Source organism: Nonomuraea sp. SYSU D8015, from assembly GCF_008065375.1.
Lineage (GTDB): Bacteria > Actinomycetota > Actinomycetes > Streptosporangiales > Streptosporangiaceae > Nonomuraea.
On record NZ_VJYI01000033.1, the window covers coordinates 1 to 20922 of the forward strand.

Consider the following 20922-nt stretch of genomic DNA (forward strand, 5'->3'; position numbering starts at 1 on the left):
GATGCTCTCCCGGAACGCACGCCGCTCGGCTGTCAGTCCACCGCCTTGCGGATACCTCATTGGCCAGGCATACCGCTAGGACCGTCACCTGTCAGCCCTGGACGACATCACGCCTTCAAGCTCGTTAGTTATGCGTGAATCACCGCCAGGACGGAGCAGCAGGGGATGGCGGCCGGCGCTTCAGAGTGCCGGCCGCGTCCGGCGCGGCTGTCACGTTCTTAGGTCGGGGCTGAAGCGGCGCAGCAGGTGCATGTCCTCTCTGCGCAGCCCTAACGCCTCACCGATCCTCATGCCGGTCTCGGCCAGCAGCTGGATCAGGAAGGCGTCGCGGGCGTGCCGGGCCAGGCGAGCAGCACCTCGATCTCCTCATTCGACAGCCACTCATAACCCTGGACGGCGACCCGGAACTTGATTGTGCGGGCCATCGCCGTCCGGTTCTGACCGTCCTCGCCCGCGTCGAACCCGACGGCTGAGCGCGTTGACCAGCGTCGGCGGCCACCGCCCGCCGGCAGAGTTCGGACGGTCAGGCGTCGAGGCTCCGCGGCCCGGGACCGACCTCGCGGACGACGGTGTAGGTGGGCACTCCGGTCATACGTGGTTCGGCCTTGCCGGACAGGCCCTCCAGCGCCTTGCCGATGGCGGCCATTCGGCCGTCGGTGTCGGAGTTCTCCACGAAGTGGCGGTAGTCCGCCTCGCTCGCCCAGTGCACGATGTTGTACACCCGGGTCCCGTCAGTGCTCACATGGAAACGGGCCGAGCGGTAGCCGGGATAGAAACGCACCCACTGCTCCTGGATCTCCGCGAACGCCTCCACAAGCTCGCGCTGCGTGTCAAAGCCGTCAACGGTGTAGTCGATGATCGAGTAGGAACACCGCGCCGCCCGCACGTCATCACCAGCCTCGGTGAGGCGTGCGGCATCAATGACGATCCCAGCGAACCCTTCGGTCCGCACGTATTGCGCCACACCTTCGCCAACCCAGCTCATCCGCGATGGCAAAGACCCCATCCTGGTCGCCGAACTCCTCGGCCACGGCTTCCTCGACACCACCCGCCGCTACGCCCCTGCCCACCGAAGCCGACAAGGCCGCCGCCCTGGACGCCCTCATCACGGACCACCAACAGGCGAAGAAGTTGCAGGTCGCTACCGCTATTTTCTGCACTCAGCCTCCTCGAAGGCCTACATGAGCCTCGTTCGAACTTACGGGCGTACCAGGACCTTCAAACGGCTGCGCTCGTCCGGGAGGGCCGCGGCGGTCCGGTACGCCGCCTCGGTGGCTTCCCCACGGGCAGCGCACGGTGCGCGTCGGACATGATCTCCACTCCCCAGGGGCCGGACCAGCCGGCCGTACGGAGCACCGAGATGATCCCCGGCAGATCGAAGGAGCCCTCTCCGCACAGGCGGCGGTGCCGCATTCGGGTGCGGGCGGCCAGGGCCGAAGCGTCCCGCTTCGGCCCTGGCCGCCCGCCATCATGGCTGTGGACTCACCGCAGGGAGCGGAAGAATTCCCTGATGTCGCGGGCCAGGAGGTCGGGGGCTTCCAGGGCCGCGAAGTGGCCGCCGCGGTCGAACTCGCTCCAGCGGACAATGGTGTTGGCTTCCTCGGCCCAGTGCCGGATCGCCATGTCGCCGGCGAAGTTCGCCACCGCGGTGGGCACCTCGGAACGCGTGAGGGGAAACCACCCACTCTGGGCGTACATGCGCCCCTCGTAGTACACCCGCGCCGCCGATCCGGCCGTCGCGGTCAGCCAGTACAGCATCACGTTGGTGAGCAGGGTGTCCCGGTCGACCGCGTCGTCGGGCAGCTCGGCGGAGGGGGTGGACCACTCCTTGAACTTCTCGATGATCCAGGCGAGCTGGCCGACGGGGGAATCGGTCAGGCCGTAGGCGAGGGTCTGCGGGCGGGTCGACTGGATCGCCATGTAGCCGGAGCCCTCGGCGGCGAACATGCCGATGGCCGCGAGGTACTGCCGCTCCTGGTCCGTGAGCTCGGCCAGCACGTCCTCGGTCACGGGGCCGAGCGGCTGGAAGCCGAGGGTGGCGGCGTTCACATGGAGGCCGATGACCGCCTCTGGCGCGACCCGGCCGAGCTCCGGCGTGATCAACGCGCCCATGTCGCCGCCCTGGGCGGCGTAGCGCTGGTAGCCGAGGCGGCGCATCAGCTCGGCCCACGCCCGGGCCACCGGTTGACATGCCAGCCCTTCTCGCGGGTGGGCCCGGAGAAGCCGAAGCCCGGGACGGACGGGATGACCAGGTGGAATGCGTCGGCAGGGTCGCCGCCGTGGGCGCGCGGGTCGCTCAGCGGGCCGATCAGGCCGAGGAATTCCACGATCGAGCCGGGCCAGCCGTGGGTGAGGATCAGCGGCACCGCGTCCGGCTCGGGTGAGCGGATGTGCAGGAAGTGCACTCGCGCGCCGTCGATCTCCGTCACGAACTGCGGGAGCTCATTCAGGGCGGCCTCCTGCTCGCGCCAGTCGTAGACGTTGCGCCAGTAGCCGGTCAGGTCGCGCAGGTACGGCAGTGAGGTGCCGTACGCCCAGCCCGCGCCCGGCAGTTCGTCAGGCCAGCGGGTCAGGTCCAGCCGGGTGTGCAGGTCGTCCAGCTGCGCCTGCGGGATGTCGATATGGAAAGGGCGAATCTGTTCATTGCTCACATCCAGCACGCTACGACCAGTGGAGGACAGATCATGTCCGCCATATCCGCTCTTTGAGGCATTATTGAACTCGTGCTGAGTGAAGCCGCTCGCCTGCTCCGCCTGCTGACCCTGCTCCAGGCCCGCCCCGAGTGGTCGGGCGCCGAGCTCGCCGACCGGCTCGGCGTCAGTACGCGGACGGTCCGCCGTGACATCGACAAGCTACGACAGCTGGAATACCCGGTGCACGCGGGCAGCGGCCCGGGAGCGGGGTATCGGCTCAAGGCGGGTACGGCGTTGCCACCGATGCAGCTCGACGACGACGAGGCGGTCGCCGTCGCGGTGGCGCTGCGGACCGCGGCCGGCGGCGGGGTGAGCGGGATCGACGAGGCGGCGCTGCGCGCGCTGGTGAAGCTTGAACAGGTGATGCCATCGAGGCTCCGGCACCGCGTCGCCGCCCTGCAGATCGCCACCGTCCCGGTCGCCGGCGCTCCGAGCGTCGACGCCGACGTGCTGACCATCGTCGCCACCGCCTGCCGCGACCATCGACAGCTGCATTTCGACTACCGCCGACACGACGGCGGCGAATCCTCGCGCCGCACCGAGCCGCACCGCCTGGTGTCCTGGGGGCGGCGCTGGTATCTGGTCGCCTGGGATCTCGACAGGGCCGACTGGCGCAGCTTCCGGGTCGACCGGATATCCCCTCGCACTCCCACCGGCCCGCGGTTCACCCCGCGCGAGTTGCCCGGCGGTGACGCCGCGCAGTTCGTCGCGCGGGCAGTGTCCGACGTCTGGCCGGTGCAGGCCACCATCCGCCTCCACGCCTCGGCAGAGTCGGCACGGCAGCGGATGTGGCCCTTGAACGGGCGGCTGGAAGCCGTGGACGAGCACAGCTGTCTCCTGCACCTCGGCGCGGAGACCCCGCGGATGCTCGCCTCCCTGCTGACCATGCTCGACGTGGACTTCACCATCGAGTCGCCCGCCGGGTTCGCCGAACACCTCCACACCATCGCGGCACGATACGAACGCGCGGCGATCACCTCTGCGCAGGCAGAGCGATCGGTGTGATGTGCCAGCTGGGTGTCCGCCAGGGATGTGTGGCGCTAGCAGGACCTGCCGGGGCCACGCATGCGCGGGATCCTCGTTCAGCCGCTGGCAGCATCGCGGCGTCGGCGTAGTTGCAGAGTGTCCGGTTCGTGATGACTGCGAGCTCGTGCCACCTGCCGTGGGTGGCCGTCACCGGTCATCTGGTCAGGGAAATGGCGGTATCCTCGCGCACCGTGCCGCCGCGGCGCGGACCTGTTCGGGCCGACCAGGTTCATCGCCTCCAACTGGTCGTCCGGCCCTCACAGCCCCGTTGGCCCGCCCTCTGTATCCTCTCGATCAGGTCAATCTGGAGTCGCCCTCACCTGCCGCATCAATGGGGGAACCGGACTCGGTGCTTGGAGAGGGAAGCCGCCAGCCGCGAGCGCGGGCTGCCGGTCGCTGAGCCCATGCAGCGCTCGCTGGTCGCGGTGTTGGCCGCGCGGTGCGTCCGGCGCTGGACGGTCCACACGACCGCCGACCAGGTGTTCGACCACATTCACGAGGTTCGCGCAGTTCCTGGCGTCGCTGGAGGAGCCGCCTGGCGACTTCAACGAGCTGACCGTCGCGATCGTGAAGTGATGGCGGCTCAGCCGCACCGGCCGTCCCGGCGGCTACCAAGACCTGGCGACGATCGGGAGCCTGCTGCGGGACACGAGCGTCTGGCGGCCGGCCCGGTCGCCGACGAATTGGCGCGACGGCAGCGCCCACCTGCCAGCCGCCGGGCTCAATCCTATGGAGGGGAGACTATCGTCGCGGCCGCCCGGCGGATGTTTCGCGCCGCGCTGCTGCGCATCGAGGCCAACGCCGAGCACCTGGAGCGGTGGCGCCGCTGCCGCGTTGGCGTCGTGTTCGCGCAGCATCCGCAGCAGTGGCCGGGAACGGGTGCCGGCCCTTCTTCTTGCCCTTGGTGATGACGAGCCGGGCGGCGATGCCGCGCAGGCACGACCGCATCCGCCCCCCGGCGTCGTCACCTTGCGCGTGGGCGGCCGGCCGCACCACATCGGCGACGGACGGACCCACGCCCGAACCCACGTCATCCTGCTGGTCGACGACCTGCACGTCCGTGTCGTCGATGCCGTCACCGGAGAGCTCCTGCGCGAGCTGATCGTCGATCCCACCCGCGACTACCAGCCCCGGAACAAGAGAAAACCCCCGAACCTGTAGGTTCGAGGGTTTCCGATGTCCTGAGACATCACACTGTGGGGTGTTCACGAATAGGTGTCTGGCCTGGGACACCAGAGGGTTGAGAAGATCACTTCCCGCCGACACAATGATCGTTTCCCGCTGTTCCTGTTAGTTAGATGAGTGGCGAGGTCACCCTCAGGGACCACTCAGGTTCACGCAGGCTCGGTCTCGCGTCGATCCAGGCGATCACCGGCCGGCCGGTCTGGTCGAGGGACATGGCCAGCCGCCCAGGGGAATACCTGGCCTTGGCGATCCTCGCGGCTCGGCAGGCAGTGCCCTGGCAGGAATAGACGACCAGGTGCTTGCCGACGAACGTCGCCACCAACGCCTGGTCGGCGGAGAGCCCCAGGCCTGGGGGGACGTTGTAATGATCCGAGCCGGCGAGCGTGGTGCTCTGCGCCCCGGAACAGGCACGGTCCTGGCAGTCGAGCAGCTTGATGGCGCCGGCTCTCGGGTCCCCGTAGGCGATCACCGGTCGCCCGTCCCGCCGTACGGCGAGGGATAGGCCGCGCATCCCGGCTTCGGCCACCTCGTCTGCCGGGACCGGTGGCCCCGGCCTGGTCACTGTCGCTGATGCGCAGTCCGCTGTCTCGCAGGTCACCAGGGAGACCGCGCCGGTGTCACCGTCGCGGACGGCGGCGACAGGTCGGCCGTCCGGGCCGAAGGCGAGTTTCAGCGAGTGCTTGTCGCTGTCCCCCTTGATATCGCGCTTCAGCCGTACCGGGGTATGCCGCACCGGATCGGCGCACCCGAGGTCCCGGCAGGAGGTGAAGGTCAGCGTCTTGTCGTCGTCGCGTTCGTCGGCCTGAACCAGGACCACGCCGCCCGGGCGAGCTGCCACTGCCAGCTTCGTCGATAGGATTTGCCCGTCGTCCCGAGACCACCAGGCGATCGGCTTTCCGGGAGCAGAGCAGCGGGCCTGGTCGCAGGCCACCAAGCGGAGCCGGTGGTTTCGCTCTGCCCGGTCCCAGTCCCAGGAGGCGACCACCGTCCTCCCGTCGGGTAGAGCCGCGGCGGCGGCGATCCGGTCGAATATGTCGTCGCCCGCGTAGAAGATGTCCAGGTCGGCGCAGGTGAGATCCGGGCAGGTCAGCATCTTGGGCGGGTCGTCGAAAGCCTGCATGTACATCGCGAGCTTCGGCCCAGGAGAGACGTACAGCGCCGTGAGGTCCTGCGACCTCACGGAAGGGCCGTGGTCGTGGCTGTCGTCGCCCGCCTCATCCACCGGGGACAACCCGGCCACGTGGTCGGAGACCTCCACCCAACCCAGCGGGTTCACCGCGGCGAAGGCGCCGGTCAGCAGGCCGGGGAGCACGAGCACGGCGAGCACCGCTGCCATCCGGGTACGGGGTCCGTCCTGCTCCGGTAACCGGTCGACGATGGCGCGCAGTTCGGGACGGCTCACCCCGTGCCACTGCTCCGCGATGCGGTTCAGGAAGATCACAGCGAGGACGGCGGCCTGGAGGGCGGCCAGCAGGACCGCGGTGACCGAGTTCATCGAGATGTCCACCGGATAAGGCAGTCGGTCGGCGACCCAGCCGAGGCCGCGGCTGGCCAGGCCGGGCAGGATGATCATGCTGATCGCCAGCAGGATCGGCGAGGTGAACCTCATCGTCGCGACGAGGCGGTACCCCCGGCTCAGCGCCCCGAATGGCCCGAGCCCCTCCAGGACGAAGGCGGGCATTGCCAGCAGGGTGGGCATCAGGACCAGCCCGATGACCACCGTCGCCGCGATTCCCACCCACGGGTTGAGGAACACGATCAGCGCCGCCCCGACAGCCAGTGTCAATGCCAGCAACGCCAACTGGATGAAGGCGAGCGCGGTGAGCCCTCGCACCCGCCGTACTGCCGCCTGGAGCGCGGACCGCCAGTGCACCGGTCGGCCCAGCGCCCGGCCCGCGGCTATGACCATGGTCGCGGCCCCGGCGACCGCGGCGGCGGGCACGCTGACCAACAACAGCCCACCGAGCCAGGCGAACAGCGGCATACTCGCATCCCCGACCAACTCGATCCGCCCGTTGACCACCAGGAGGTGATCGGCGGCCACGATCGGCAACATCGCCGCCGCCAGCAGGCCGATCGGGGTCAACATCACCGTCGCGGGCACCATCAGCGTGAACAGGTGGCGTAGGGCGAGCGTGCATACGATTCTCAACGCTGACGTTCCGACCAGCGCGGTCTTCATCCGTTCCGCCCAGGCGTCCTCCCCAGAGTCGCCGTCCGCCACCGCGCCCCCGTCATCGGCCAACTCGGAACCCTCCGCTGCAAGGCAATTTTCTGTCATGCGGGAAATCCAACATGTCCGCTTTTAGTCACTGAAAAAGGAAATGAGGTCGCATCCCCCCGCGTACGCCGGTCCAGGCCCCTGTGCGAGACCAGACGTTGGCGCACCACCCACCAGCCCCCAGACGAGCCCGACACATCCGCCGACATCCCCGAGATCCCAGCAGAGCACATCGACCGCACGCCACTCACGGGACGGAGCACGCCACCACCCGCCCTACGGGCCCCGGAACCAGGACGAGCCCGATTCGGAAACCCCTGAAACGACGAAATCTCGCCCGATCGCGATGATCAGACGGGATCCTGTCAACTTCAGCCCAGCCGTCTCATGAACGGTCCTGGGTGGAGATGAAGGGATCCGAGCTGGAAGGGCATCGCGGCCGGCGAGCACACCGAGCGCTCCCTCATCCTGGACGTGGCCCTGGCCCTGTCGGGGGACCGGCGCCGCGACATCGTGCGCAAGACCAAGGACGGCTTGGAGGCGGCACGCCGCCGCGGCCGGGTTGGCGGCCGCCGACCGGTGATCGACGACGACAAGCGTCCGCCATCCTTGTCGCGGCGGTAGCGCGGCGAGTCAATCCGCACCATCGCTGCCGAGGTGAAGGTGTCAGTCGGCGTGGTGCGAAGACCCTGACCCAGGCCGGCCAGGTGGTCCCTGATCAACAGTCCAGGGCATGACCGCTTGAGGCGCAGAGAGTGGCTCCCCCGGCCACCGCCGAGGGCGTGAATGAGGGGCATGCTGATGCCGTGCCCTGCAAACGTCCTAACGAGATCGGGATCAGCAAGTGATCTTCCTGCTGCTGTTGGTGAAGCCACCAGCTTTTTCTGCGTAGACCCAGACACGCCAGTCGTAGGTGCCGTCACCACATCTCGCTAGAACCCCGACCTTCTTGTCGGGGTCCTTGGTCCACGTGTCCGAATTCACGGTCTGCCAGCCGTACCATCGCTTGCGCTGCACCTTCAGAGTCATCTGCCCGCAGTCGCCGACCCACGTGACCGTACCTCTGACGTGAGCGCCATCCTTGTAAGGAATGCCTGGGTGCACGCTGCACGCTGCTGCTTGCGTCGTGGCGGCGCCCGCTGGCTGGACTCCCGCGAGCAGTCCGGCGCAGACTGTTAGGGCGGTAATTCCGACCGATATCCGCATGATCCTCATGTCCCTTTCGTTCCTTGGGCCGACGTGGAGGAACGATACGGACGAGCGGTATGTCCGCGGTATGTCAGACGTGCTCGATTCAACGACCTCCGGCGCCGACACTGTCGCGCGCTCATTGAAGATCACTACCTTCAAAGGCGTCAGTGTCGGAGCCCCCACGTTCCGGCGGCGATGACCGGCCCCGCCCGGTGGATGTGCGAGGCGATCAGCCACCAGGCCGACCGCGATGGGTCGCCGTTCGTCGGGCACCGCACCGAGGCGGACGTGGCCCTGATGGAGCGGAACGGCCCTGAGGAGATCGTGGTGCACAAAGTCTGGGCCGAGGTTGGTTGATGGCGAGCGGCAGTGGTGCTGGCGTGTGGTGGGTGAGGGTTTCGTCAGGGCGGACCGGGCCGCTGCCCCTTTCTCTCGTGCTTGGGTTCTGGCCCCTTCAGTGCTTTTGATCGTTCTCAGAGCCAACGGCTGTCCGCCGGTTCCTCACCCCCGGATCAGCTACGTGGCGGCTGGGGACACTTTCAGGAGCGGAGGGCTGACTCGAGCTCGGGGTTCACCCGGCGGCGTACAGCTTGGCGATGCGCGCACCGAGGTCGGCGCCGTAGTTCTCGTGGTAGACCTGGGCGGAGCAGTAGACCGCGCCGCCCTGGCGGGCCAGAGCGGGCGTCCAGACGCGGCGTTCTCCACGCCGGGGTCGCTCATCTCCAGACCTGTGAGCGCGATGTCGTCCACGCTGACGTCGATGAAGTAGTCGCTCACGCCCTTGCGCTCGTACAGGCGCCATTGCAGCGTCGCGCTCGTCGCCCCGCTCAGCTTGGCCGTGAGGTCGATCGTCGCCTTCACCCAGGTGCCCGCAGCGTCGGCGGCGACGTCCCGCTCCCATACCACCTTGCCGTTGAGCAGGAGCTGCTTGATGTGATGACCAGCCGGATGCCCCGGTCCGCGGGCGTCGTGGTGCCAGAAGGTCACCACCCGCTTGGCCGCCCCCGACGTCAGGACGGTCTTCCGTGTCGCGCCGCACGACATGCCGGCCTTGGTGGCTGTCTGCTTCTGGACGACGAAGCTCAATCGCCCGTCGCCCGTGCGGGCCAGGTTGTCAGCCACAGGGCGCGTCCATGCCTGGTCGCGGGAGACGAACGGGAGCTTGTACTGCAGGACCCCGGCGAGTTCACCGCTACGGACGTGCTCGACTCCCTTCTTGGTGACCGCTTCGACGTAGGACACCGTCGGCTTCTGGGCGGCGTGGCTCAGCGGGTGGGCGTACGGCATCAGGTAGACCTCGGTGCCGGGCAGCCGCTTGGCGAGCTGCTGCACCTGGTACGACAGGCTCCACGACCAGGAGGTGTCCCGGTACGGTTCGTCACGGAAAGGGAAGATCACGCCGTCCATCAGCGGGATCTGCTCGGCGATGAATGCGTCAGTGAACTGGCCGTAGTAGACGGTCGGGACGAACTTGAGCGCGGGGCTGATCGCCTTGGCCACCGACCGCATCTGCCCGACGTAGGCGGGGGTGAACGTCTTGAGGTCGTAGGCGTAGTCGTCCACCGTCCAGCCGACAAGGTTCGGGTGGCTCTTGGCGAGGGTGGCGATCTCGCGAGACCATGCACCGTAGTCGTGCTTGAACGGCCGGGACACGCAGCAGGTTTCCTGGCTCGGCGAGTACACCAGCACCCAGACGTCGATCCCGGCGGCGGCCGCCGCGGGCAGGAACTCATCCCGCAGGTCGGTCCAGTGCACGTTGTCACCGGCCATCGGATAGACGTAGGTGTTCGCGTTGAGTGCTTTCAGCCCTGCGATGATCGCCTTGGTGTCCACGTGCCTGATCCCGTCGGCGCGCGGCTGCTCTTCACGCATGAGGTTGCCCGCCGTGCCCAGCGCGCCCGGAACCCTGGCGTGAGACACGCCGGGGATCATCGACAGCAGCACGGCGAAGACGGTCACGAGCGCGAGACGGATCACGAGAGTTCCTTCGGGCATGATCAAGTACGGGGCCGTCAGCGTAGCGAGCACCGGTATGTCGCCGGTGAGGCCGATCAGGTCGGGGTAGCCGTCGTTGTACAGGTCCTCCAGCCCCGTCGGGCAGCAGCGCCTGGTCGGGCTGCAGCCGTCCATGATCTCCGAGTCGTGCGTGGACGTCCACGATCACCGACGGATACGGCTTCCGCTCCCGCAGCGGCATCCACGACCTCATCGACATCGAGACCGCCCGCGCCGTCGCCGACACGGTCATCGGCCTCAACGACCACCTGGCCGACGGCGGCGGGGTGTCCGGACCCGCCGCCCGCCGCGCCATCAAGGCCGCAGCGAAGGCACCCCGCTTCGCAGGCACCGTCATCACCGCGGCCACGGCCAAACGCCTGATCGCCAATGAAACGCCATGATCTACAACAACCCGCGGGCGTTCGTGCTGTGTCACTGCAAGCGCGCTCTGGCCCTATGCCATCGCGACGGCGTCCGGGACACCCCCACCCTCGACCGCTGTGTCCCCGGCTGCGGCAACATCATCCGCACCGATGAGCACGTCGCCCAACTCCGCGAACGCGCCGAGTTCCTCGACAGGCGTGCTGCCTCCGCCGCACGACCGATCGGCGATCGGCTCCGTGCCAACGCCGGCCGCCTCCTCAACGACCAGGCCGAACACTCCGACGGCGCCCTGACCATCGTCGCGCTCGCCCAGGTAGCGCAGGTCCCGCGCAACGCTCTCACCCAGCGCCACACCGACCTGAAGAACGAATTTTACGAACGCGTCAAGGCACGCGGGGCGCCCCTGGACGTCGAGGTCCGACTCCGCGCCGAGATCACGAGGCTGAAGAAGACGATCGCGAGCAAGAACGAGGAGTTGGCCGGCTGAGTGCGGACGTTCCCGCGCTGCTCCGTGCCGTCGGCCTGCTCACCACCGAGCACGCCGGGCTGCGTGAATTCCTGGAGATGCCTGCGGCCAACGTCGTTCCCCTGCGGCCTGATGAGCACTAGCGACAGTGTCGTAACGGGTGGCGAAGCTCCTGGCGTCCGATGGTTTCGGGCGACACAAACGCTTCACCGTGTGCGATCGTCCGCCAGAATGGCGGGATGCCCCGACCAGTCCCCGCCGACCTCCTGGAAATCGCTGAAGCCCTTGTCCCCGACGCTCCTCTTGGCTCCGCACGTCTTGCCTAGCAGGGGAATATGCACCACGTCGTGCTGTTCCCCGGCGTCGCCGCCGTGCGTATCAGCAAGCGCCCCAGTGCCGCCGCCGAGTTGCCGCGCCGGGTCGAGATTCTCCGAGTCGTTGCGGCGGCCGGCCTGCCTTTCGCCGTGCCGGAGCCGCTGACTGCGGTGGCCACGTTCGGGGAACGCGCGGCCGTTGCGATTTCGTGGATCGACGGCGAGGGGTTACCGGAGGGCATCGGGGACCCGGCGGCGTTCGGCCTGCTCTTGGAGGCACTGCGCGAGGTTGAAATCTCGCCGGAGCTCGAGGCCGTTCTCCACGAGCCGCGCCGGTATGCCGATGGCTTGGGATGGGGCGACATCCTGAACGACGAGATCATTCCGCGCCTGCCGACGAAGTGGCGTGACGGAGTTCGGCAGCGGCTGAACACGCTGCTGGCGCTCGAGGAGGTCCCGGCCAGGCTCGTCCACGGCGACCTCGGCGGCAGCAACGTCCACTTCGGCGAGGACGGCAAGCTGACCGGCGTCTTCGACTGGGACATGGCGGTCCTGTCCGACCCGGCGATCGACGCGGCACTCGTCGCGACCTGGCACGGCTGGGACGTCCTCCGCGCCACCGACGAGGAGACCTACCGACGTGCCTGGGCCTGGAACGACGCGGTCGGGGTCGGGCACCTCCATGCGGTGTTCGCCGGCAAACCCTTGTCGCACGTCGACGGTTTCGTCCGTTCCGTCGTCGCTTGGTTGGAGGAGCGCGGCTAAGTTAATGCCCCCCGTGCTCGGCCCAGAAGACGGCTTCTCGCACTCCCCGCAGTGGCCGACTAAGGAAGCAACGCCGTGGACCACCATGCGGGCCGCCCAACAAGGCCTAGACGCGGCGGGCGAGGACAGTATCGCCGGCCGGCGCCTGCACGAGATGAAAGGCTTCTACGCGTACATGACCGAGCAGTTGATTCCTCTCATCGACAACTGGCGTGAACGATATGCCGCAAGGCATGCTGACACGCCCCGGTAGCCACACCAGACTGCAGGCCCATGAAGGTCCCGCTTTCGCGCTATCCCGCCTGAGAAACGGCAGGTTCAGAGGCTTGGCGCAGCAAACGGACCCCCACGGCGATGATCCAGCAGAAGGCGGTCAGCAGGGAGAGGTGTTCGAGCAGGCCGGCGGGCGCCGGTCGCCAGACGCCCAGGGTGTCGAGGCGGTAGGCGATCCCGGCGGCGAACGCGAAGACGATGACCAGTGCGCCGGACAGGCGGGAGTACAGGGCCCAGCCCCGGCTCGCTTCTCCCAGACGTCGGGCCAGGACGAATGCGGCGGCGCTGAGCCCGGCGAACAGCGCGAAGCCGGCCACCTGGTGGATGAGTCCGCTCGTGGTGACGCCGGTCGGCTGCCCGGGCGGATAGCCCAGCGCGGGATCGGTCGGCACGAGCCCGGCCACGACCAGTCCCGCCGCGGCGGTCGTGAGCAGGATCGGCCCCCAGGTGGCGCCGCGGCCGCCGCGCAACGCCCGGCGCAGCCCGGCCGCGAAGGCCAGTAAGAGCAATCCGCCGAGCACGAAGTTCACCGTCTGCAGCCAGGCGCGCTCGCCGGTGCCGAGTTGGCTGGCGCCGTGGTGCCACAGACTGTAGCCGGGCCGGGTGGCCCCGTCGGCCCACAACAGCACCGGCACCAGAACACCGGCGGCGACGCCGCTGGCGAGCAGCGCCTTGAGAGTACGGGTGGCCACGGGAAGTCCTCCTGTTTCTCCGTGACCGCGAGGGGGCTCACGGGCCGACCAGACTTCCCGGCTCTCCAACAGCACGCCCTCGACAGGGCGCATCCTTGATCGATACATGGATTTTAGCTCATACTGAAATGACTGCAAGAGGAGGGGAGTCGGTCGTGGCCGAACAGGAGCAACTGCTGGAATGGGTGGAGCGCGTCGCCATGTACCTGGCTCGTGACGGCGTGCCGCCCATCGCCGGGCGGGTGCTGGGCTGGCTGATGATCTGTGATCCGCCTGAGCAGTCTGCCGGACAGATCAGCACGGCGATCGGCGCCAGCCGCGCCTCGCTGACCTCGAACCTGCGGCTGCTGACCAGCATGGGGTTCCTCACCTGGCGGACCCGGCGGGGCGAGCGGACCGTCTACTACCGGATGGCCGAGGACGCCTGGGCGGTCGTGGTGCGCCGGCAGATCGCCTCCATCGCCTCGTTCATGGACATCACCCGCGACGGCGTGGAGCTGGTCGGCCCGGACGACGAGCGGGCCTCGCGCGTGCGCCAGGCGCACACCACCTTCGAGTGGATGGCCAAGGTCTTCGACAACGCGCCACCCCTGCAGGCTGACGACCCGGAGAACCACGAGGGTGAGGAGACATCATGAGCGGACACGCCATCGTGGTCGGCGGCGGCATCGGCGGGCTTGCCGCAGCCCTGGCCTTACACCGGGTCGGCTGGCAGGCCACCGTGCTGGAGCGGGCGGCCGAGCTGCGCGAGATCGGCGCCGGCATGTCTCAAGCGCCGAATGCGATGCGGGCGCTGGCCGAGCTCGGCGTCGCCGAGCAGGCCCGCGCGGTGGGAGTGCCCACCCACGCTTCCGGCAACCTGCGCACCCCGGATGGCCGCTACCTGCAACAAGCCCGGCCCGGGGATTCGACCGCGCTGCTCGCCTTTCACCGTGCCGACCTGCACCGGGTGCTGCTGGACGCGGTGCCCACCGGCTGGATACGCACCGACGCGGAAGTCACCGCGATCCGGCAGAACGCCGGCAGCGTGGGCATCGGATTCGTCGGCGGCGAGCTGAGTGCCGACCTGGTCATCGCCGCCGACGGCATCCGCAGCACAATCCGCCGCCTGCTGTGGCCGGATGCACCGCCGCCGCGCTTCCTGGGCCGCACCGCCTGGCTGGGCATCGCCCAGGTACCCGATCTCCCTGGCAGTATCACGCTCGGCCCGGGCGGATACTTCCTCATCCACCCCGTCGCGCGCGGCCGCGCGTACTGGGCCTACGTCACCACCGCCGACGCGCCCGGCATCCGCTACGACCAGGAGAAAGCGGAGGTCGTCCGCCGCATCGGGAGCTGGCACGACCCGATCCCCTCCCTCGTCGAGGCCACGGGGGAGCAGGAGGTCATCCGCATCGACATCTGTGACCTGGACCCGCTGCCGACCTACGTCCGCGAGGGTGGCGCTGCTCGGAGACGCCGCGCACGCGATGAGTCCCGACCGCGGCCAAGGCGCCGGGCAATCCTTTGAGGACGCCGTCGTCCTTGCCGCCGCCCTGGCCGGCGAGCCGGCGGTCGAGGCCGCGCTGCGCCGCTACGACGCCGAGCGTCGTCCGCGCACCCAGGCCACCGCCAAGGGCGCCCGCGCCGATGGGGCGCGCACCACCTCCAGGGCCGCATACCGGGCGATGCTGGCCATGATCCGCCTGATGCCCGGAGCCTTGTGGCGCAAGGGCATCGCCGCCGACGGCAACGCCACCTGGCGCTGGCGGCCGCCCCGCCAGCCGTCGCCGACCGCAGGCCCGTGAGGCGCATGGACTCATGATGCCGCCAGGACGGGAGCACGTGGTGCCGTGCTTGGCGCCAGCCCGGTGATGCCGGAGACCACCTCGAGCAGCACGCAGGCCCCCAAGGACAGGTCAGGGGCTCTGGTAGAGGTCGGGGATTCCGTCCCGGTCGGAGTCGGCGGTCTCGGCCTCGTGGATGCGCCGGTAGATGCGCCCGCGCAGCCGAAGGATCACCGTGGCCAGCACAGCGGCGGCCAGCGAGCCGGCCAGAACGGCGACCTTGACCTGCTCACCACCGGCCGCGCCGAACGCCAGCTCCCCGATCAGCAACGACACGGTGAACCCGATGCCGGCCAGGATCCCCAGCCCGACCATGTCGATCCAGGCCAGCCCCTCGTCCAGGCTGGCGCGGGTGAAGCGGGCCACCAGCCAGGTCGCGGCCAGGACGCCGATCGGCTTGCCGACCAGCAACCCGGCCACGATACCCGCGGCGACCGGCTCGCTGAGCGTGTCGAACAGGCCGCCCAGCCCGCCGAGGGTGACCCCGGAGGAGAAGAAGGCGAAGACGGGAACGGCGACGCCTGCGGAGATCGGCCGGAACCTGTGCTCGAAGTGCTCAGCCAGCCCCGCTCCGTCCGCGGCTCCGTCCGGCGACCCGTCCGGCGACCCGTCCGCCCGTGTCCCCCGCAGGACGGGGACGGTCAGAGCCAGCAGCACCCCCGCCACGGTGGCGTGCACCCCCGAGGCGTGCACCAACGCCCAGGTGCCAAAGGCCAGCGGCAGCAGCAGCCACCACGACCGCACCTGCCGCCGCACCAGCACAGCGAAGACCGCCAATGGCACCAAGGCCCCCAGCAGCGGCAACACCGCCAGGTGCGAGGTGTAGAAGACGGCGATGATGACGATGGCGATCAGATCGTCCACCACCGCCAAGGTCAGCAGGAAGGTCCGCAGCGCATCCGGCAGGAATCGGCCGATCACCGCCAGCACCGCCAGGGCGAAGGCGATGTCGGTGGCGGTGGGGATCGCCCACCCCCTGGCAGCCCCCGCCCCGCCGGCGATCGCCAGGTACACCAGGGCAGGCACCACGACCCCGCCGACCGCGGCGGCCACCGGCACCGCCGCCCGCCGCAGATCACGCAGGTCACCGGCGACGAACTCCCGCTTGAGCTCCAGCCCCGCCACGAAGAAGAAGACGGCCAGCAGTCCGTCCGCGGCCCAGGTGGCCAGGTCGAGGTTCAGATGCAGCGAGGCGGGCCCAACCTCCATGGCGCGCAGGTCCTGATAGATCTGTGCCCACGGGGAGTTGGCCCAGATCAGCGCGGCGACGGCGGCGGCCAGCAGCAACGCCCCGCCGATGGTCTCCTTGCGCAGGATGTCGGCGATACGGCGAGCCTCGGGCCAGGTGCTCCTGTCGAGCAGGCGCGGCGGACGTCGGAGGATGGGGCCGGGCATGAAACTCCACTCGTTGCAGGGGTCGGGTCGATCATCTGCCGACCAGACTTCCCGGCGCACCTGCCCATAACGTATCAAGACTCGCAATGAGCCACATATCAGACGGCCCTGCCGTCCCTGTGTCCCGCGTCAGAGGGAGCGCACATGCCGCGAGCAGGCCTCGATCTCACGACGCTCGCGAGACCCAGGCGAGCCGGACCTCCGCACACTTCCGCGTGCGGCAGGCGGGCTCGGCGGGCGATGCGCATGACAGCGACTCCAGGATCTCCACCGCGCGGCCCCCGTCCTCGGCACGGATACGCCGCCCGAGGTCGGCGGCGGTGCGTGACCGCCGGCATGGCATCGGTGGCAGCCAAGTGGATGGCCGCGGCCGGCCCGTCGGGGGTTAGGCGCCGCTGGGACTGGGGCGGCACGGCGACGCCGGCGGCGTGCGCGAGATGCCCAAAACGGCTGGTCGGCGACAAACGGCAGATGACCTGTGGCCGTCCGGCGGCCAGTGCGGCGCCGGTGGTGCCGATGCCGACGTGGTCGCACGATCGCGGCCATGCCGGGGGAACAGCCATCGTGCGGGGCCTGGTCGAGCTGGTGGCTGGTGTCTGGCAGGTCGGCGGCCTGGATGCCGCCCCAGGCCGGAGGCCGGCACGGCGCGTACCCCGGCCAGCCGGACCGCCTGGGCCACGATGCGGCCGAGGCGCTGCGGATCGCTGCCGGCCGTGTTGCCGAACCCGATGTACACCGGCGCGTCACCGGCCTCCAGAAACGCGGCCAGCTCCGGGGATGGCGCCCAATCAGGCGCGGCGGGCGCGGCACCCACTGTCCGGCACGGCCCGATAGGGATAGGGTGGCCATCAGGTGAGCCGGGAAGTCTGGTCGGCACGTCCACTCCCGCATCGAGTGAAGGATCTGCGCGTGCGTCCCCGAGACTTGCGTGCCCAAGACCTGCTTGCCGTTTCTGCCCGCCCGCGTTTGCGGTGACGGCCACAATGCCGGTCAGAAGGGATCGTCCCGGTTTCATCGCTCCGGCCACGTCGCATCTGAGTGTGCGCCACCTGCCACGACCGCGCATCCCCTCCGTAGCCCGGTGCCGGTCATCGCCACCGCTCACCTAAGCGAGCGCTATCGCGATGTGCCAGCCGTCGATGGCGGGACAGATCCATGCCGTGCTGGGCCTCGCTGAAGCACCACACCGCGCGCTCCTCGTAACACAGATGATCGGCACACCCCACGAGTCGACGACATGGACCATCACACGGCCATGATCATGGGTCGTGCCGCCCTCCGACCGCAAGGGACCTGTCTGTGGCCTTTCGACCCATTTACACCTCGCCTGCCGGTGAGCGGCATGTACGCCGATGGTGCCAAGACCGCCTCAGCGCGTGGGCCACCCCGCACGAGGTGAGCACGCTGGAGACGTCTCTGGGGATGAGCACGGCGGTCACCGCTGGCCAGGGCCCCGCGGTCGTGCTGCTGGCGGGCACCAACTTCTGCCCGGCGACCTTGCTCCAGGTGGCCGACGCTCTGACGCCGACCCGGCAGGTGATCATGGTCGACCTGCCCGGGCAGCCGGGGCTGAGCAGTTCACAGCGGCTTCGCCGGGAGCGCGTGATGGCGTACGGGCGGTGGGTCGGGGAAGTAATGGAGCAGCTCGTTTCCGGGCCGGCCGTGTTGGTGGGACATTCCCTGGGCGCGGCCGTGGCGCTGTCGACCACACCCGGGCCGCATCTGGCCGGTCTGCTGCTGGTGTCCCCGGCAGGACTGAGCAGAGCTCGTCTGACCCCGGCACTGCTCCGAGCGACCCTGCCCTGGCTCGCGGCTCCCTCCCGGCGCGCAGCCGGGCCCTGCTCGACCTGATGAGCGGCCCGGCCTCCCATGCCGCGGGCACGGAGCAGGACCTAGTGGAGTGGATGACCCTTGTCGCCCGGCATACGCGTACCAGCCTGGCCCCGCCGCCGCTGCCCGGACCGTTGCTGCGTCGCTGGGCCGACACACCGGTGCTCGTGGCCACCGGCACCCACGATCGCTTCTACCCGCCTGCCGGCATCGCCGGGCCCGCCCGCGCCTTGCTGGGAACCGAGATCATCGCCCTGCCAGGAGTGGGACATCTGGGACCTCACGAAGATCCCGCGCTGCTGCCCGCCCTCCTCGATCAACTCGACACCCACCGGCGATGACGACCCGATCCTTCACTGTGCGTTCGGCGGCGAAGAGGCTGGTCGGTCCCGGCCGTAGAAGCCATATCGACCTCCGGTCGGTTGAACGGGTAGAGCCCGTGGAATCCTGGGGCCCAGCGCGCCGACCTGGTCCTCCATGCCGCGTTCATGGCCGCGTACCGGCCGGCCGGAGGTTGCCGAAGAACACCCGGCGGGCCAGGGTGTGGCGCGATTCGCCGACGTTCAGCTGCGCGCCCGGTCAGGCGGCCGTCGGCGGTCATCATCTTGATCAGGTCGTAGGCGCGGACTTGGTTGGTGGACGGCGACCCCGCCACGAGCACCATGTAGTCCCAGTGCTGCACGATGGCGGGTATCGAGACGCGGCGCAGGCCCACCGCCGCGCCGTAGGCATCCTCGACCGTCGGTCAGCTGGGCAGCGTGAGAGGGTTGACGAGGTCGGCGTAGACGAGCAGACCGGCCATGACGATCATGACGATGGCGATCGCGTACGTCAGCGGCAGCACCTTGGCGATGTCCACGTACTGCGGCTCCGGCCGACGCATGATCTTGGCGTAGGCCCGCTTGATGCCCTCCCACAGGCCGCCGGCGATGTGGCCGCCGTCGAGCGGGAGCAGCGGGATCAGGTTGAACATGCCGATCGCCAGGTTGAAGCCCGCCAGCAGACTGACGAAGGTGGCGATCTTCTTCTCGTTGGACAGGTCGGAGGCGAGGATCTCGCCGCCCATGCGGCCCGCGCCCACCACGCCGACCGGGCCCTCGGGGTCGCGTTCCTCGCCGGAGAAGGCCGCGTGCCAGACGCCGACCATCTTCTCCGGCAGGTTGAGCAGGGAGCCCGCCACGCGGGCCGTGAGCGCGCCCATATAGCCGACGACCTCGCCCATGCTCTGCCGCTCCATGACCTCCGTCGGCCGCACGCCCAAGACGCCGACGTTCTTGTCGATCTTTTGGGGGTCCTCGAGACTGGGGCGGTCCTCGGCGATCAGCGTGACGTCGAGCGTCATCGGCCTGCCGTCGCGGACGATGCCGATCTGGACCGCGCCGGCGCCGTGGCCGCGGACCAGGCGGATGGCGTCTGCCCAGGAGTTGATCTTCTGGCCGTCGAAGGACACGATGCGGTCGCCGGGCTTCATGCCCGCCTGGACGGCGGGGGTCGGCTTGTCGGTGGCCTTGCAGGTGTCGCGCTGCTCGGAGATCGGGATCACGCACGTGTCGGTCTCGGGCGAGACGATCGGGGCCCAGGTGGGCAGGCCGATGCCGACCAGCAGGATGCTGAAGAACACGAACGCGAGCACGAAGTTCATCAGCGGGCCGCCGGACATGATGATGACCTTCTGCCACCACTTCTTGCGGTAGAAGACACGGTCCTCGTCGCCGGGCCGCACCTCCTCCTGCGCGGCCTCGCGGGCCGACTCGATGAGCCCCTGGAACGGCCCCGTGGCGGTGCTGCGCACCTTGCCCGGGTCGTCGCCGGGACGCGGCGGCAGCATGCCGATCATGCGGATGTAGCCGCCGAACGGGATCCACTTGATGCCGTATTCGGTCTCACCCTTGCGCCGCGACCACGCGGTCGGGCCGAAGCCCACCATGTATTGGGTCACCCTGACGCCGAAGATCTTGGCGGGCACGAGGTGGCCGAGCTCGTGCAGGGCGAGGGAGATCATCAACCCGAGCAGGAAGAGGATGATCCCTATCAGGTAGAGCCAGTCCATGTGCGGCGCTCCGGAAATAGGGGGACGGACGGTCCGACACACCCCAGGGCAGTCGACGATCACCTTGGGAGACGACGGAGGGGGCGTCTTGATCAGGATACTGATCGCGGAGCACCTGCTTTGGTATGCCGAGGGCTGATCGCCGTCCTCGGTGCCGAGCCGGCCGGCAGGTGGGCCGGCGGAAGCCCGCTGCGATGGTCTGGCCCGCCTTCGTACGGCAGAACCAGCGCCGGACCGTCCAGGACGGCGGCGTGCAGGGGACAACCGTCGCCGCCGACCCCTCTGCCCGGCCCCCGCGCGGATTGGTGAGCGACTCAGTTCCGACGCGTGGGCAGTCCTGGGCGTTCGTCGGTCCCGCCCTGCCCTGGGCGGGCGCGCCGGGATCGGCGGCGTCAGCCGCACCGGCGACGTCATCTCCACCGACCTGCTCATGTACGGCGACGCCAGAGGTTCGCTCGGCTACTCCTCCCGGGCGACGCAGCGGACCGCCCTCTATCGTGACGGCACCCTCGTGGGCGAGCAGCCGGAGATCGCGAGGAGACGAACCCGTCCACGTCGATCCCTCCATCGCTCTCGTGCCGCGAGGCCCCGGGGAGGAACCGCGCTTCATGGC

The 20922-nt window shown here is 69.2% G+C and carries 21 protein-coding genes; 12 read left to right on the plus strand and 9 right to left on the minus strand.

The window, feature by feature from the left end; translation table 11 throughout:
- Nucleotides 1–523 precede the first annotated feature (523 nt).
- The 3 genes from ID574_RS53605 to ID574_RS62590 form a co-directional block, all read right to left on the minus strand.
- Nucleotides 524–952, minus strand: coding sequence for an antibiotic biosynthesis monooxygenase family protein (locus tag ID574_RS53605; protein WP_223168036.1), 429 nt, complete (start codon nucleotides 950–952; stop codon nucleotides 524–526).
- A gap of 530 nt (nucleotides 953–1482) precedes the next feature.
- Complete coding sequence (locus tag ID574_RS62585; RefSeq protein ID WP_336245651.1) at nucleotides 1483–2181, minus strand: alpha/beta fold hydrolase; 699 nt, start codon at nucleotides 2179–2181, stop codon at nucleotides 1483–1485.
- Complete coding sequence (locus tag ID574_RS62590; protein WP_336245652.1) at nucleotides 2157–2651, minus strand: epoxide hydrolase family protein; 495 nt, start codon at nucleotides 2649–2651, stop codon at nucleotides 2157–2159. Before ID574_RS62590 ends, ID574_RS62585 begins: the two co-directional genes overlap by 25 nt.
- 72 nt (nucleotides 2652–2723) lie before the next feature.
- Between ID574_RS62590 and ID574_RS53615 the strand changes: the two genes are divergently transcribed.
- Entirely contained in the window at nucleotides 2724–3698 is a 975-nt protein-coding gene (locus ID574_RS53615) for a helix-turn-helix transcriptional regulator (RefSeq protein ID WP_188196822.1), read from the plus strand.
- A 900-nt stretch (nucleotides 3699–4598) separates the two neighbouring features.
- Entirely contained in the window at nucleotides 4599–4880 is a 282-nt protein-coding gene (locus ID574_RS53620) for a hypothetical protein (RefSeq protein WP_223168037.1), read from the plus strand.
- 133 nt (nucleotides 4881–5013) lie between these two features.
- Here ID574_RS53620 and ID574_RS53625 read toward each other — a convergent pair whose 3' ends face one another.
- The gene (locus ID574_RS53625) at nucleotides 5014–7149 is read right to left on the minus strand and encodes a hypothetical protein (protein ID WP_188196823.1); all 2136 of its coding nucleotides are present in this window, start codon (nucleotides 7147–7149) and stop codon (nucleotides 5014–5016) included.
- A gap of 450 nt (nucleotides 7150–7599) precedes the next feature.
- Here ID574_RS53625 and ID574_RS53630 point away from each other — a divergent pair, with 450 nt between their 5' ends.
- Complete coding sequence (locus ID574_RS53630) at nucleotides 7600–7749, plus strand: hypothetical protein (protein ID WP_223168038.1); 150 nt, start codon at nucleotides 7600–7602, stop codon at nucleotides 7747–7749.
- A 213-nt stretch (nucleotides 7750–7962) separates the two neighbouring features.
- On the opposite strand, the gene ID574_RS53635 is transcribed toward ID574_RS53630, so the two are convergent.
- The gene (locus ID574_RS53635; protein ID WP_188196824.1) at nucleotides 7963–8340 is read right to left on the minus strand and encodes a hypothetical protein; all 378 of its coding nucleotides are present in this window, start codon (nucleotides 8338–8340) and stop codon (nucleotides 7963–7965) included.
- 171 nt (nucleotides 8341–8511) lie between these two features.
- Between ID574_RS53635 and ID574_RS53640 the strand changes: the two genes are divergently transcribed.
- Entirely contained in the window at nucleotides 8512–8673 is a 162-nt protein-coding gene (locus ID574_RS53640) for a hypothetical protein (protein WP_188196825.1), read from the plus strand.
- 159 nt (nucleotides 8674–8832) lie between these two features.
- Here ID574_RS53640 and ID574_RS53645 read toward each other — a convergent pair whose 3' ends face one another.
- Nucleotides 8833–10446, minus strand: coding sequence for a hypothetical protein (locus ID574_RS53645; RefSeq protein ID WP_188196826.1), 1614 nt, complete (start codon nucleotides 10444–10446; stop codon nucleotides 8833–8835).
- A 265-nt stretch (nucleotides 10447–10711) separates the two neighbouring features.
- Between ID574_RS53645 and ID574_RS61170 the strand changes: the two genes are divergently transcribed.
- The 3 genes from ID574_RS61170 (at nucleotide 10712) to ID574_RS53660 (ending at nucleotide 12496) form a co-directional block, all read left to right on the plus strand.
- Nucleotides 10712–11185 (plus strand): hypothetical protein, encoded by a 474-nt coding sequence (locus tag ID574_RS61170; protein WP_223168039.1) that lies wholly within the window; start codon nucleotides 10712–10714, stop codon nucleotides 11183–11185.
- A 314-nt stretch (nucleotides 11186–11499) separates the two neighbouring features.
- Nucleotides 11500–12243, plus strand: a complete 744-nt coding sequence (locus ID574_RS53655; protein ID WP_223168040.1) for an aminoglycoside phosphotransferase family protein — start codon at nucleotides 11500–11502, stop codon at nucleotides 12241–12243.
- A 4-nt stretch (nucleotides 12244–12247) separates the two neighbouring features.
- Entirely contained in the window at nucleotides 12248–12496 is a 249-nt protein-coding gene (locus ID574_RS53660) for a hypothetical protein (protein WP_188196827.1), read from the plus strand.
- A gap of 40 nt (nucleotides 12497–12536) precedes the next feature.
- Here ID574_RS53660 and ID574_RS53665 read toward each other — a convergent pair whose 3' ends face one another.
- Entirely contained in the window at nucleotides 12537–13208 is a 672-nt protein-coding gene (locus ID574_RS53665) for a DUF998 domain-containing protein (protein WP_188196828.1), read from the minus strand.
- A 128-nt stretch (nucleotides 13209–13336) separates the two neighbouring features.
- On the opposite strand from ID574_RS53665, the gene ID574_RS53670 reads away from it, so the two are divergent.
- The 3 genes from ID574_RS53670 to ID574_RS62150 are packed head-to-tail and all read left to right on the plus strand — an operon-like array spanning nucleotide 13337 to nucleotide 14995.
- The gene (locus ID574_RS53670) at nucleotides 13337–13846 is read left to right on the plus strand and encodes a GbsR/MarR family transcriptional regulator (RefSeq protein WP_223168041.1); all 510 of its coding nucleotides are present in this window, start codon (nucleotides 13337–13339) and stop codon (nucleotides 13844–13846) included.
- On the plus strand, nucleotides 13843–14718 hold the full coding sequence (locus tag ID574_RS53675) for an FAD-dependent monooxygenase (protein ID WP_262496171.1): 876 nt from the start codon (nucleotides 13843–13845) through the stop codon (nucleotides 14716–14718). Before ID574_RS53670 ends, ID574_RS53675 begins: the two co-directional genes overlap by 4 nt.
- Entirely contained in the window at nucleotides 14678–14995 is a 318-nt protein-coding gene (locus ID574_RS62150) for an FAD-dependent monooxygenase family protein (protein ID WP_262496172.1), read from the plus strand. Before ID574_RS53675 ends, ID574_RS62150 begins: the two co-directional genes overlap by 41 nt.
- A 111-nt stretch (nucleotides 14996–15106) precedes the next feature.
- Here the strand turns inward: ID574_RS62150 and nhaA are convergent, their stop codons facing one another.
- Nucleotides 15107–16429, minus strand: coding sequence for a Na+/H+ antiporter NhaA (gene nhaA, locus ID574_RS53680; protein WP_188196829.1), 1323 nt, complete (start codon nucleotides 16427–16429; stop codon nucleotides 15107–15109).
- A gap of 1395 nt (nucleotides 16430–17824) precedes the next feature.
- On the opposite strand from nhaA, the gene ID574_RS53685 reads away from it, so the two are divergent.
- Complete coding sequence (locus tag ID574_RS53685) at nucleotides 17825–18280, plus strand: alpha/beta fold hydrolase (protein ID WP_188196830.1); 456 nt, start codon at nucleotides 17825–17827, stop codon at nucleotides 18278–18280.
- Nucleotides 18280–18600 (plus strand): alpha/beta fold hydrolase, encoded by a 321-nt coding sequence (locus tag ID574_RS53690; protein WP_188196831.1) that lies wholly within the window; start codon nucleotides 18280–18282, stop codon nucleotides 18598–18600. Before ID574_RS53685 ends, ID574_RS53690 begins: the two co-directional genes overlap by 1 nt.
- 404 nt (nucleotides 18601–19004) lie before the next feature.
- Here the strand turns inward: ID574_RS53690 and ID574_RS53695 are convergent, their stop codons facing one another.
- Entirely contained in the window at nucleotides 19005–20309 is a 1305-nt protein-coding gene (locus ID574_RS53695; protein WP_188196832.1) for a M50 family metallopeptidase, read from the minus strand.
- Nucleotides 20310–20922 lie beyond the last annotated feature (613 nt).

Bases quoted from the DNA above. Each gene is read 5' to 3' on its own strand.
- ID574_RS53635 (WP_188196824.1), bottom strand. From the start codon at position 8,340: ATGAGGATCATGCGGATATCGGTCGGAATTACCGCCCTAACAGTCTGC.
- ID574_RS53640 (WP_188196825.1), top strand. From the start codon at position 8,512: ATGACCGGCCCCGCCCGGTGGATGTGCGAGGCGATCAGCCACCAGGCC.
- ID574_RS53645 (WP_188196826.1), bottom strand. From the start codon at position 10,446: ATGGACGGCTGCAGCCCGACCAGGCGCTGCTGCCCGACGGGGCTGGAG.
- ID574_RS61170 (WP_223168039.1), top strand. From the start codon at position 10,712: ATGATCTACAACAACCCGCGGGCGTTCGTGCTGTGTCACTGCAAGCGC.
- ID574_RS53655 (WP_223168040.1), top strand. From the start codon at position 11,500: ATGCACCACGTCGTGCTGTTCCCCGGCGTCGCCGCCGTGCGTATCAGC.
- ID574_RS53660 (WP_188196827.1), top strand. From the start codon at position 12,248: ATGCCCCCCGTGCTCGGCCCAGAAGACGGCTTCTCGCACTCCCCGCAG.
- ID574_RS53670 (WP_223168041.1), top strand. From the start codon at position 13,337: ATGACTGCAAGAGGAGGGGAGTCGGTCGTGGCCGAACAGGAGCAACTG.
- ID574_RS53675 (WP_262496171.1), top strand. From the start codon at position 13,843: ATGAGCGGACACGCCATCGTGGTCGGCGGCGGCATCGGCGGGCTTGCC.
- ID574_RS62150 (WP_262496172.1), top strand. From the start codon at position 14,678: ATGAGTCCCGACCGCGGCCAAGGCGCCGGGCAATCCTTTGAGGACGCC.
- nhaA (WP_188196829.1), bottom strand. From the start codon at position 16,429: ATGCCCGGCCCCATCCTCCGACGTCCGCCGCGCCTGCTCGACAGGAGC.
- ID574_RS53690 (WP_188196831.1), top strand. From the start codon at position 18,280: ATGAGCGGCCCGGCCTCCCATGCCGCGGGCACGGAGCAGGACCTAGTG.
- ID574_RS53695 (WP_188196832.1), bottom strand. From the start codon at position 20,309: ATGGACTGGCTCTACCTGATAGGGATCATCCTCTTCCTGCTCGGGTTG.